This is a genomic window from Microbacterium sp. (assembly GCF_047607225.1).
Lineage (GTDB): Bacteria > Actinomycetota > Actinomycetes > Actinomycetales > Microbacteriaceae > Microbacterium.
The window spans coordinates 1-13,332 of sequence record NZ_JASGDO010000026.1 but is presented as its reverse complement, the minus strand read 5'-3'; the positions used below and the strand labels follow the sequence as shown (position 1 = coordinate 13,332).

Annotated in this window: 6 protein-coding genes and 1 pseudogene; all 7 read right to left on the bottom strand. The window is 72.4% G+C overall.

Annotation, left to right across the window (positions count from 1 at the left end; genetic code table 11):
• Positions 1-205: 205 nt before the first annotated feature.
• On the bottom strand, positions 206-1,039 hold the full coding sequence (locus QM591_RS04490; RefSeq protein ID WP_415130036.1) for a PP2C family protein-serine/threonine phosphatase: 834 nt from the start codon (positions 1,037-1,039) through the stop codon (positions 206-208).
• Positions 1,036-2,262, bottom strand: coding sequence for an FHA domain-containing protein (locus tag QM591_RS04485; RefSeq protein WP_415130034.1), 1,227 nt, complete (start codon positions 2,260-2,262; stop codon positions 1,036-1,038). The genes QM591_RS04490 and QM591_RS04485 overlap by 4 nt, the downstream gene beginning before the upstream one ends.
• Before the next feature lie 43 nt (positions 2,263-2,305).
• The gene (locus QM591_RS04480) at positions 2,306-4,825 is read right to left on the bottom strand and encodes a transglutaminase domain-containing protein (RefSeq protein ID WP_415130032.1); all 2,520 of its coding nucleotides are present in this window, start codon (positions 4,823-4,825) and stop codon (positions 2,306-2,308) included.
• Complete coding sequence (locus QM591_RS04475) at positions 4,822-6,180, bottom strand: DUF58 domain-containing protein (protein WP_415130030.1); 1,359 nt, start codon at positions 6,178-6,180, stop codon at positions 4,822-4,824. Before QM591_RS04475 ends, QM591_RS04480 begins: the two co-directional genes overlap by 4 nt.
• Entirely contained in the window at positions 6,177-7,142 is a 966-nt protein-coding gene (locus QM591_RS04470; RefSeq protein WP_415130028.1) for an AAA family ATPase, read from the bottom strand. The genes QM591_RS04475 and QM591_RS04470 overlap by 4 nt, the downstream gene beginning before the upstream one ends.
• Before the next feature lie 49 nt (positions 7,143-7,191).
• Positions 7,192-13,140, bottom strand: coding sequence for an Ig-like domain-containing protein (locus tag QM591_RS04465; RefSeq protein ID WP_415130026.1), 5,949 nt, complete (start codon positions 13,138-13,140; stop codon positions 7,192-7,194).
• Positions 13,141-13,142: 2 nt separating this feature from the next.
• Positions 13,143-13,332, bottom strand: a pseudogene (locus QM591_RS04460) (serine/threonine protein kinase); the annotation flags it as partial.

The window sequence follows — 13,332 nt, the reverse complement described above, 5'->3', positions numbered from 1 at the left end:
GTGGCGTGACGGGCCCGCGGCCGGGGGACGTGCGCCGTCGCGTCGCCTCGTCGTCGGCGGAGGCCGCGTCGCCCGGGACGAGGCGCGCCACGACCCGCGTTCCCTCGTCGGGAAGGGGGACGCTTCGGTCACTCCGTCGCGTGTGGTCGTCGTCGATCATCCTCGCTCCTTCCTCAGCCATGCTGAACCCGCCGGCTCTCCACGCTCATCCGGCTCGCCCGCGGCTGCGCCGTGTCCGGATCGTCGCCGCCTCGATCGTCGTCGACTCCGCCGACAGCGACAGGCCGCCGGTCACGTCTTCTGCGGCCGGACTCACGCCCCCGGCCACGACGTCGACCACGACGGCGGTGACGTTGTCCCGTCCGCCGAGGGTGACCGCCTGCGACACGAGCGCCTGCGCCGTGCGACCCGGGGCGCCGCCCATCAGCAGTCCCGCACGGATTGCCTCGTCCGACAGCTCCGTCGTCAGTCCGTCGGAGCACAGCAGGAGCCGTTCCCCGGTGACGATCGGGAGGAGCCAGTAGTCAGCGGCACTGCGTTCCTCCCCGACTGCGCGGGTGATGACGTTGCGGCCGGGGAAGGCTGCCATCTCCTCTCGGGAGAGGCGTCCGGCGTCCACCATCTCCTGAGCGACGGAGTGGTCCACCGTGACCTGCTCGAGCCGATCGCCGACCAATCGGTAGACACGCGAGTCGCCGATGTTGACGACGAGCCAGCGCAACTCCCCGTCGTGCCGGACAGCGAGCACGGCGGTCAGGGTCGAACCGGCGCCGCGGGACGTGGCGGCGGCGATCGATCCGACCGCCGAGTGGGCGGCATCGACGGCGCGTGTGACATCGTCGACGCTCACCTCGTCGCGGCCCGCGAGCGAGCGGAAGACCTCCACGACGGCGGCGCTGGCGCGGTCGCCCGCGTCGTGGCCGCCCATCCCGTCGGCGACGACGAACACCGGCATCTGCGCCAGGTACGCGTCTTCGTTGACGGAGCGTCGCCGTCCCGTGTCGGTGTGTGCTCCCACCGTCGTGTGCAGCCGGCTCATGCGTCCCTGCGCAGCACGATCGCCGCGTCGCCGAGGAAGAACGGTCCATCGACCTCGGCTACGCCGACGACCTCGGTCGCGGTGTCGGCGGTCGGGCCCACGAAGACGCCGTTCGTCGAACTCAGGTCGCTGATCGTCCATCCGGCCTCGCTGCGAGAGAGGAGGGCGTGGGTCTTGGAGACCGTCCGCGTGACATCGTCGATCGCGACCGGCTGTGCGTGCGGCGCGTGGGCCGGGGCGACCGGGTTGCGTCCGAGGACGGCAGCCGATCCCGTCAGCGTCGCCTGGGCGCCGCCGGGGAGCAGGAGCGACCAGGTCGTGGCGCGACGATCGACGATGACGGTGTGCTCGCCGGTCTCGGAGCCCGACCCGGCTCCCGCGTCGCGTACTCCTGGCGACGGGGCCGCGGGCGCCACGGGGGTCCCGGTGGCGGGAGGGGCGGAGGGAACCGGGGGAGCCCAGGGATTGCCGCCGAACGGTGCCGCCGACGGTGGAGGTGCGTCGGCAGCCGCGGTGGCCGGAGCCGGGGGCTCGACGACGGGCGGCTCGGGCGTGAGGAACGGCGGTGCCGATGCGGGGGCGGGGCTGGCGGCGAAGGGCGCGGAGGTGGTGGCGAACGGCGAGGTGCCCGCCGGGCGCGACGAGAAGTCGGCCAACGGCGGAACGACCGGAGCGGCCGGGGCGGGGGCGGCCTGGCCGGGCGCCGGATGGCCGGATGGCCTGTCGCCGAGCCACCGGGCCGAGCCCCATCCGACGATGCTCGCCCAGACCGGGAAGAGCAGCACGCCGAGCACGATCGATCCCGTGCCGAGGCCGAACCGCGCGTTGAGGGCGATCTGCTGGCGGATGTGGAGCACGAACGCGAATGCGAGGACGGCCAGCCACACGACGCCGGGGATCAGCGTCGCCATCAGCAGGGCGGACTGGGCGCCGGCGGTGTCGCCTTCGAACGACGCCTCCAGCGCCGCCGCGCCGAACACCCCGCCGAGGCCGACCGAGACGCCGGCGCCGACGGCCACCGCGCCGGCCACGACGACCGACCACCACCCGCGCATGCCGGCCAGGACGAACAGAACCCAGGCGTTGAGCACCGGCACCCACGCCTTGCCGGGCTGCTCACCCGCCTTGCGGAACACCGCCGAGAGCGCGAGAGCGATCCACACGTACACGGCCACCGCCATGATGGCCTGGCCCGCCAGCACGAGCCCCGTGATCTCCGTCATGCGTTCCGTCCCCACCGATCTGTCCTGTTCATGCTCTCACCCGTCATGCGGTCCTCCGTCTCGCGTCGCGTCGGCGAGGTACGGCCTCGCGCTCGGTGCGCGCCGGCCGGCGCAGGAGTGACCGGAGCGAGAGGCGAGCTCGAAGCCGGGCCCAGAACCCGCGGTCGGCGATCAGTCGGGAGCGTTCCTCCTCCACGATTTGCCAGAAGCGCTCGGAGTCCTCGGCGGAGGGGCTGGCCACATCGAAGACGGAACGGTCGGCCCAGGAGGCGAGCGTCGTCGCTCGGCTGCCCGGTGCGGATTCGGCATGCAGCGTGGCCAGTTCCTGCCGCGTGTGGGTGGGCGGCGCCGGGAGCCCACTGTCGATCGCCGCGTCCACGTACTCGTCCCAGCCGCCCGTGACGCGGTCGACGGCGTCGGGCGCCGAGCGCCGGGAGCGCCGTCGCGCCGCCTTGGCGATGAGGACGAGGAGGAACGGTCCGATCAGGATCAGGAGCGCAAGGGCGCTGATGCCGCCGATGCGCAGCGCCGACCACAGTCCGCTCCAGTCGGCTGCGTCCTCACCGGGATCCTCGGGGCTGTCGCCGGCATCGGCAGGATCCGCCTCGCCCGGGAGGACTTGCTCGGCGTTCTGCTCGTGCACTTCCGTCGGCACCTCGGGGTCGCGGTTCTGCAGGTCGTCCGGCGACATTCCCGCCTTCCACTGCGGGGTCACATCGATCGGAACCCAGACGCCCGAGACGTCCTGCACCTCGATCCATGCCGAGATGTCCCCACCGCGGCAGCCGCCCTCGCACGCGGGGAGATCTTCGCCCGACAGTCGCGCGCCGACCACGATGCGGACGGCGAAACCGAGCTGATCGGCGATCATCGCCGCCGCGACGGAGAACTGCTCGTCGTCACCCACGGCGGCCACGAGACGGTCGTCCTCGTCGCCTCCCACTTCGTTCTGTCGCTGCACGAGGGCGCTGAACAAGGCATCGATGCGGTCGGTGGAGTGTCCGGCGCGGCTCGGGGCGAAGGTGTAGTCGCCGAGATCGGCCTGCCACCGCGGTGGCGCGGACGGGTCGACGGTGAGCGCGTGGCTGAGGTATCCGCGAGCGCGCAGACGATCGATGAGCAGCTGAAGCCCCTGGCCTCCGGCCGGCGCCTCCTGCATCCGCATCCACTCCTGGAGACTCTCGGGGACCGTCTCGGGGGCGAAGCGGGGGGACGAGCCCCCGGGCACGAGGTCGGCCACGGCGGGAAGTCGGGTGGAGATGGCCGCGTCCTGGCGGTACTCGGAGCCGGACCCCAGACCCGGATCGCTCAGCTGCACGGCCATCTGCGCCGACTCGCTGTAGAAGAAGCCGTCGGCCAGAGACGAGGCGTCCGGGCCGCGGAACTGCACCGCGGTGAGCACGTCGACCGTCGGCATCCAGATGCCGCGGTAGCCGCCGATCGTGATCTGTGCCGACTCGGGCCGCGTCCCCGCGGGGGCGGAGAGGGCGGAGGGGACTCGCACGAACGCCGTCGCCTGCTCGCCCGCGGCCGCCGCGGGATCCAGCACGCGCGCCAGCCGTCCGTCGTAGTAGGACAGCGTGGCCAAGCGCACCCGCTCGCCACCGCCCGAGACGGTGAAAAGCACGTCGTCGACCACATCATCCGAGAAGAACGACCGGTACTCCGCGAGGGGACTCAGGCTCTGCTGGATCTCCAGCCTCGGATCGATCTCGGAGCGCAGCACCTGCCGTGGCGCGCCGGCGAGGGCCCAGGGCGCGGCGACCGCCCCGACGACCACCGCCGCGACGACCATGCCGATCGAGATGACCACGCGCCCGAGCGTGGCCGATGTCGTCCTGCTCGTGGTGCGGACGCCCGTCGCCGCCTCGGCGGCCCGCAACGCACGGCGGCGTTCGTAGAGCGTGCGCCAGACGAGGAAGCCCAGTGCGACCAGGAGCGCGGCCGCCCCGGCTGCCATCTCTCGGGCGCCGGTGACGGTCACCGGTCCCCAATGCACCGGTGCGCTGATGGTCGGTGCCCCGAACACCACGCCGAACGCCGTGAGCGCCAGTCCGAGCGCGGGAGCGAGGACCCACCACCGCCGAGAGCGCCACGCGAGGGACAGTGCCGCGGTGGGGACGGCGAGCCACAGCAGGAACGCGGGCGCGAGGATCGTCTGGTAGCTGCCCAGCGGAAGCTCCAGTGTGAGGAGGTCCTTCCAACCGGTGACCGGCGCGGTGACGACACCGCGGAGGGCGACGAGGGCCTGGTCCACTCCGCCGGTGACGAGCGCGGGCGCTGCGACCGGAGTCCCGACGAGCACGTAGACGCCGATCGTGGCCAGCGCGACCCACCACCCCGACCAGCGCCAGCGCAGGCCGGCCGCGGCGATGAGGTGTGCGGACGCGAGGGCGACCACGACCACGACCACGAAGGCGGGGGTCTGGTAGATCGGCCACGCGGTGACCGCCGCGATGAGGAACAGGAGGTCCAGCAGACCCGCCGCGACCAGCAGCGCCGAGGCCGAGGCGCGATCGGCGCGGCGTGCCGATCGCCGCCGCAGTGGCGGGGCGGCGCTCATGACTGCGCTCCGCGGGCGAGGAGGAGACGGAGGTCCTCGAGGAGACCGATCGAGAGGACCGACATCGATGCGAGGCGCCGGAAACCCGGTTCGGCCTCGGGATTGCAGATCACCGCGACGACGGCCACATCGGTGGGGAAGGCGAGGGCTGCCGCCTGCAGGGTTCGCGCGGTCTGCGTCGATCCGCACACGAGGAAGGCGATCGACGCGTCGGGGTGGGTCTCGGCGGCGAGCGACGTGACGTCGGCGAGCACGCTCACGCGAGGCGCGCGCTCGACCGAGGACAGGTCGTCGAGGAGGGTCCGCGCCGTCACGGTGGCAAGCTCGCGCATCGACCGCGCCGAGGCCCGGACGAGCTCGGGCAGCTCCCCGCCCAGCACCACGTCGACGTCGCGTCCATCGCGGATGCCGCGGACGCCGAGCGAGGCGGCGGCGCTCACCGCGAGCTCGAACTCCTCGTCGGTGGCGAACTCCGCCTCCGACGCGGCCAACGCGATCACCATGCGGGAGCGTCGCGTCTCCTCGTACTGGCGGACCATGAGGGTGCCGGTCTTGGCTGTCGACTTCCAGTGGACGTTGCGCTGGGCGTCGCCCGGCACGTACTCGCGGATCGCGTGGAAGGAGATGTCGGAGTCGACGACCATCCGGGAGGCGCTGCCCTCCAGGTCGCGGATGAATCCTGCCGTCGTGCTGCGCAGCGCCGTCGTGACGGGGTGGACGTACAGGGTGTGGCGATCGGCCCACGTCGCCTCGCGGCGGAGGATCCCGAGAGGGTCTCCGCGAACCGTGCGGGCGGGGCCGACATGGACGATGCCGCGCCGGTGGGTGGGGACGATGACCTGGTCGACGTGGACGTGGTCGCTGCGCAGGAGCGGGATGTACACGTCGACGAGCCCGTCGCCGATCGGGATGTCGATGCGCCCCGGAAGGGCGATCCCGCGCCCCGTGTTCCTCACCGTCAGGGTCCCGCTGACAGGACTGCCCGCCACCACCCGGTCGTGCTCGAGGGTGAGGTCGACGTCGTAGGAACGGGCGCTGAACAGGAACGGGATCGACAACACGATGAGCACGGCCGAGACGACGCCGGCGGCCACGAACTCCAGCCATCCGAACGCCAGTCCGATCCCGATTCCCACGACGGCGACCGACAGCAGCGTCCAGCCGGCCACCGTGAGCGTCCCGGCCACCCACGCGCCCGCCGCCGACGCGGCTGCGCGTACCCGCCGCCACGAGCGCAGACCGCGCAGCGCCAGCGCCGTCGAGGAACTGGCGGTCGAGTAGCGGGTGCGCGAGATGCCCGTGCCGTCGGAACCTGCGACGGTACGGGTCAGGCGCGACTCGGTGGGAAAGCTCACACGGTGTCCCGCTGGCTGGGGGGAACGGTGTCCAGCAGCACCTGGCCGATGACGGCTTGTGCCGTGACGCCGTCGAACTCCGCTTCGGGGTCGAGGATGAGACGGTGGGCGAGCACCGGCTCGGCGAGCGCCTTGACATCGTCGGGCGTGACGTAGCCGCGACCGTGAGCGACCGCCCACGTCTTCGCGGCCTTCGTGAGCGCAAGGGCGCCGCGGACGCTCACGCCCATGCGCACCTGCGAGGCGAGCCGGGTGGCCTCCACGATCCGCGCGATGTAGTCGAGCACGAGTGGATTGAGATAGACGTCGCGCGCGATATCGGCCATCCCCACGACCCCCTGGGGGCTGATGATCGAGGAGACCTCGCGGCGCGGCGCTCCGCTTCCCTCCAGGATCCGCACCGTGGCGGCGTGATCGGGGTAGCCGAGGCTCGTCCGGAGCAGAAAGCGGTCGAGCTGGGCTTCGGGGAGCCGGTAGGTGCCGGCCTGCTCCACGGGGTTCTGCGTGGCGACGACGAGGAACGGCACGCCCACGCGGCGGGTGATCCCGTCGACGGTCACCTGACCTTCCTCCATCACCTCCAGGAGGGCGGACTGCGTCTTGGGTGACGCGCGATTGATCTCGTCGGCGAGCACGATGTTCGCAAAGATCGGCCCCTGGTGGAAGTCGAACTGACCGCTGCGCTGGTCGTACACCGTGATGCCGGTGACGTCTCCGGGGAGGAGGTCGGGAGTGAACTGGATGCGCGTGCTCGTGCCCTGGACGCTCTGCCCCATCGCCCGGGCGAGCGAGGTCTTTCCGGTGCCGGGGACGTCCTCCAGGAGCAGGTGTCCCTCGGAGAGCATCGCCGTGAACGCCAGCTCGACGACGTGGCGTTTGCCGAGCACGACCTGCTCCACGTTGTCGACGAGCGAGGTGAAGGTCTCCTGGAACCAGGCGGTCTGTTCCGCGGTGACGGTCATCGGGGTCCTCTCGAGGGGAACGGGTGACGGGGGAGGGAAGCGAGGGGGATCACGGGCCGGCCGGGTCCGGGTCGGGATCGGGCTCTTCGGGCTCCGGGTCGGGAGTCGGCGGCTCGCAGAGCACCGTGTATGAGGCCGAGTCCAGCCCTGCGAGCCTTCCCGACCAGGCGATCGTGTAGGTGAGGGAGAGCCGGCCCGCATCGTCGGTCGCCTCCGACCGGGACGTCGTGTAGTCGCTCGGGTTGGCGCGCACGGTGATGTCGCCGGTGCCGGGCCGGACGCCGTCGGGGTCGCTCTCGCAGTAGGTCGGGAACACCACCTGAGCGCGGTACGCCGGCCCGTCCGCCGTGACCGAGACCGGGTCACCACAGCCGAACAGTCGGCTGCACGAGACGGCGGTGATGGCGCCCGGGTCACCGAACTCGGGGAACAGTGAGCGGAAGTCGGTGGACTCCTCGCCGCGCGCCCGATAACGCACCTCGAAGGGCCACGACGCCCGCAGATCCGGCGTGCGAGCGAACCGGTCCCACGTGAAGGTGGCGCCGCGCTGAGAGGAGCGGTTGTCGATGGCATAGGTCGCCGACCCGGTCGGGGTGGGGACCCCGGAGACCGGCGTCGCCGAGCCGGACTTCTCGGTGCGCCCGAATCGCTGGCCGCTTCGCTCGGTGACGGCGCAGGCGGTGACCGTCGCCTCCCGCCACAGTTCCTGACCCGTGAAGGTGCGCGACACCGTGCCGCCGGCCGCGGCGACCTGCTCATCGGGCGTGCAGACCCCGTCCAGGGTGAAGCCGACGACGATCCGGTCGCCCGTCCCGTCGGGCAGGACGGTGGCCGTGGCCGTCACCGTTCCGGGATCGCTGCTGCGTGACGCGGTGACCTCGAGGCTCAGCGAGGGCGCCCCGATCCCGTTCGCGCGGAAGCTGAAGCTCGTTCCGGTCTGGGAGCCGCCGGGGATCGGCGGCAGCTCGAAGCGGGTGAGGGGAGTCGCCGTGAGGGAGACGGGGCTGTTCGACCCGATGTCGTAGTCGCGGAAGACGACGCTGGACCCGCGCACCGGTTGGGTGACCTCGCCCGAGGCGCCCCCCGAGAGCGTGAGGGTGCCGGTGGTGGGATCGACCCCGGTGACGGTGATCGTGGCCACGCCGCCCGTGTTGCCGTTGGGGGTGGGCGTGACCTCCGCTCCCGTGGGAGCGGCCGGTGCGGCGTAGGGCCAGGCGCTGACCTGCACCGAGCCGCGGGATTCCCCGACCGAGCTGAACGCGCGCGCCTGGTAGGTGACCGGCACGCCCGTCTCGGCCTCGATCGCGGGACACGCCCCCGACGCATCGCACGTCGCGACCACGCGACCGCCCGCCGAGATCCGGAAGCCGTCCACGCCCGGATACGACGTCGCATCCGAGATGACGCGGAGGGTCACCGTCCCGGCGGTGAACGCCGTCCACTCCACCCGGGTGGGCGCGGCCGGAAGCCCCTGCAGATCGAGCAGCACGGTGCCGTTGCGCTCACCGGCCGACTGCCGGCCCTGGGCGTCGGCCACGACGAAGCCGGCGCTGCAGTCGGCGCGGCCGGGGGTGTCGGCCGACCAGGAGGCGCGCACCGTCGTGGCGCTCTCCTTGCGGAACGTGACGCCGGGACAGTTGGCGGGCGAGCGCACCGAGACCAGCGCGAGCGGCGTGCCGGGCAACGGGTTGATCTCTCCCGGGACGCCGACGACCGTGATGAGACAGGAGGAAGCGCCGCCGGACTGGGAACAGCGTTCGCTCGCTGTCCCGCCCTTGGGAAGCTGCGACGGAGCCGGCCCGACGGTCAGCAGGAGGGCCGCCGCTTCCGCCTCCGGGTGACTGGAGAGGGAGACGTTCACGGGTTCCTCGCGTCCTGGACGCGCGGCGTCGTCGGCGGTGACGGTGAGCGTCGACCCCGACCTCGTCACGGTGAACTGGTCGCCGCGGTACGACTCGGCGAAGGCGAGGGCGTCCCAATCCTCTTTGCCCGCCCACCGGACCATCCCGGTGAGGTCGTACTCCTGGCTCTGCCCCGGTCCCACCGTGATCGATGCGCTCCGCAGGCTCGGCTGGGGCTCCTCCGCCTCGATGCGCACGCGCACCGTGAGGTAGGTGTAGTCATCCTGGACGTCGAGCTTGACCGGCACGACGCAGGTGTCGGTCCACGGCGCGTCGGCTCCCGCGGTGTAGCGGATCGTGGTCCCCGACACCAGCTCACAGCGCGCGTTCGCCCTCGCACCCCCGGCTCGGACCCCGGACGCGTCCACGTCCAGCGTGCGGCCGCTCGGGATCGCGATCGCCGTTCGCAGATCGAGATCCCGCGACTCGTTCTCGCGGACCTCGAGCTGGGCGGCGTCGGCCCGGAGGGCCAGTCGCGCATCGCGGTCGCCCGGCACCCGCAGGAATCCGTACGAGACGACATCCGTGCCGTCGAAGGACGTCCCGGAGACCTGGAAGGGGATCAGCAGTGACTCCGAGGGAATCTGCCCCGAGATCCTCGTTCCCTCCACGCGGACCCCCGGGTGCGTGCCCCACAGCTGCAGGCGCAGCCCCGAGACGTCGCCCGTGTTCCACGCGACCTTGCCGCTGAGCACGTCGACCCCCGCGGGGAAGGCTTCCCGGGTCTCGATCGTGAGCGTCGTGTCGCTGACGACGGGATAGTCGGGCACGGGAGTCGGGACGGCCTTGACGACGATGAGGCCCATCGCGGTGTCTCCGTTGGCGTTGCTCACGGTGTACACGAACGAGCTCGTGCCCGGCGTCTCGCCGGCCCGGAGCGTGACCTGGTCGCCCTCGACCTCGCCCAGCAGGCCCGCCAGCGTCGCGTACTCCTCGGAGCCGGCGGGAGCGTTGGGCTCGACCGACTCGAGGGTGAGTGTGCCGCCCGCCGGGTCGAGGTCATTGTCGGTGGGACGGACGACAGCGGTGCTGTCGGCACCGACCTGGATCTGGAGGTAGTCGCTGAAGGTCACCGGGCTCGGGTCGGAGGCGGCGGCGAGCACGCCCACTCGTACCTCCGCGGTTCCCGTCGCCCCCTCCGCATCGCGCACCTGGTAGCGGAAGGAGTCCTGGCCGCTGAACTGGTCGGGGCTCGTGTAGACGATCGCGTCGCCTTCGGGTGAGATCGTCGCCGAGCCGCCCTGCGCCGGCTGACTGACGATGCGGTCGAGGGTGACGGCGTCGCCGTCGGGGTCCACGCCGTAGCGGTCGAAGGGGATCCGCACCGACTCGCCGCTGAGGACGCGCCCTTCCAGCACACGCGGCAGCGGCGGGCGGTTCGCCTCGTCGCCGACCACCGTGACGATGACGCGCGCGGAGTCGGTGGCATCGGGGAAGCCCAGTCGGAAGATCGTGTAGCCGATGCCGTAGGTGCCCGGCTGGTCCGGAGCGAGATAGCGCACGACCCGGCCGGTGGCGAAGGCGAGTCCGGCGTCGTTCTCGTTGACGATCGTCGACGGGTCGATCGAGAACAGCGCCCCTCCGGGTGCGCTGTCGTTCTCGAGCACCGGGATGTCGATCTGGGCGCCGGCTCGGACGGTGACGACGTCGTCGACGGCGATCGGCGGGTCGCTGCGCGGGGAATCCAGGAGGATGACCGTCAGCTCGCCGTCCGCGCTCGCCGCCGCGCCACCCGTGCCGTCCGACACGCGATAGCGCACGACTCCCAGCACACCCGGCGACCCGTCGTCGGTCGAACCGCTCGCGCGGATCATGCTCTGACCGACGAGGTCGACGCTCAGGGTCGCTCCCGGGGCGCTCTCCGGACGCAGGTCGCTCAGGAGCAGGACGAGCCCGGCCGGATTCGACACCGGCGGGAACACATCGACCGTGGCGTCCTCGCCCGGCCGGACGAAGGCCGTGAGCGGCGGGGTGGAGATGGCGGTCTCGTCGGGATCGCGCAGGGTCACCCGGACCGAGGCGGTCTCCTCGCCGCGGTCGTCGCGGACGGTGTACTGCACGAGGTAGGAGCCGGCTCGCTCGGCGGTGAACTCCATGCTCAGCCCCGCGACGTTGGGGGAGACCGTGGCAGCCGCCTCGTCCAGGACGACGGCGCTGGAGAGCACCGGCGCCCCGGAGGCGCCGGACACGCGCGTCGAGAGATCGATCGACAGCGGCGTTCCCGCCACCCCCGTCGCGGCGAACGACTGCGCGGTCAGGCGCGGTGTCGGGGTGACCGCGACGGTCACCGCGCGTCGAGTGGTCGCGCCCCTGGCGTCGGCGATCGTCAGCATGAGGGTCACGTCGATCGCCTCGTCGCTCTGCGCGTCGGGGTGCTGGTAGGTCACGGTGCCGCTGGGCTGGCCGGCGGCCGAACCGACGCCCGTCTCGTTGTCCACCGCCGCGAGGTACAGCGGGTCGCCGTCGGGGTCGACCCAGCCGTAGAGGGCGTCGAAGGTGACGGTGCCGCCCGGAGCGACCGTGGGACGCGGCCGCTCGGCGAGGCAGTCGTCGGGGTCGCACGGCGCCGGAGCACGGTTGGTGTCGGGATCGACGACCGTGAGGGTGACGGTCGCCTCGTTCGAGAGCAGCCCGTCGCTGCGCGTGCCGTCGGTCACGCGGTAACGGAACGTCGCCGATCCGCTCGCGCCTTCTGCGACGTGGACGACGAGGCTCTGCTCGGCGCCCGTGACCGAGACGGTGCCGAACGCCGGGTCGAGTCCCTTCAGGGAGGAGACGTCGAGGCTCAGCACGTCTTCGTTCGGGTCGTGGTCGTTCAGCAGGACCGGCAGCTGCGCGACGGATCCCGCCCGCACGCCGAAGGCGTCGTCCACGGCCACCGGGGGCTTGGGCTCCAGCACCCGCTCGGCGACGGTGTCGTCGTCAGGGGAGGCTTCGGCCGTCTCGTCGAGCGCCCATTGCTGCGACGACGCGACGAGGGCGCCCGCCGGGACCGTCCATACCCAGCCCGAGCTGCGCTCGTTCAGGGCGATGCGGGTGCCGTTGGTCAGGAAGTCGGGGTCCACCTGCTCGCCGAGGGTCCCCGAGCCGTAGTCGAGGGGATTGAGCGCGGGGTCGGTGCTCGTCCAGAGCGTGCCGCCCCCGGCGCCGTCGCGCAGCCAGGCGGCGTAGGTGGTGCCGTTCTGGGTCAGGGGAGCCGCAGGTGTCCCCAGGGTCTCGGCGACGATCCGCTCGGCCGTGCCCGCGTCGCGCGAGATGCGGATCAGTCCTTCCGTGTCGGCGAGGTACACGTCGCCGTCGCCCGTGGCGGCGCGCTGGAGCTTCGCGCCTGCCACGGCGTCGGTGGCGATCGCATCATCCCGCCCGGAGAGCGTGACCGCTCCCGTCGATTCGTCCAGGAGCGCCCAGCGGCCGCCGACGGCGGTGAGCTGGGCGTCGTCGATCGTCCCGGCGACCGGGTCTTCACCGAGGATCCGCCCGGTATCGGCGGCGGCGCGCACGACGCGCCCTTCCTCGGCCGAGTACGCGTAGACGATGCCGTCGGCGTCGACGGTGACCGCCGTCGCGACGAACCGGGGCCGCTCTTCGCCCTCGGCCACCTCCACGTCGGCGTACGGGTCGATCGCCAGAGTGCGACCGCCGCCGGAGAGGGTGCCGGCGTAGACGCCGCCGACGTCGGAACGGAAGACGAGGAAGTCACCGGCGGACACGGTCTGCACCGTCCCGGCGGGTGCCCGCGTGAAGGCGTCCTCACTCGTGGCCGTCAGGTCCGGCGGGGTGGCGGGGTTGACATCGGCGAACTGCGTGTCGCTCTCGGCGAAGACGAAGAGCCGATCGCCCGTCTGCGCCAGCGAGCTCGCGTTCTCGGCGGTCTTCACGGTGTCCAGTTCGCCGAGCTCGAGGTTGACCCGCGCGTACCCGTCGCCCGCGCCCGTCTGGACGGCCCACAACGTGCCGTCGTCGAGGGGTGTCTGCCGGGCGTCGTAGCCCGGCCAGACGACGGCGAGGGTCACCACCAGGGCGACCACGGCGAGCACGCCACCGGCGCCCACGAGGGTGCTGGTGCGCAGTCGTCGAGGAGCAGCGCGTTCCGCCATCGTCAGCCTCCGCCGAGCACGAGGGCCAGGGCCGTGACGGCGCCGCCCAACAGGAGCAGCGCGCCGACGACCCCGAGACTGACGTACAGGGCGGTGCGCGGTCGGCGAACGGGCTCGGAACCGGCCAGCACGGTGCCGTCGTCGGGGGCGCGTCGCGGGGGAGCGGCGGCCGGTCGGGCGGCGCGGCGGGAG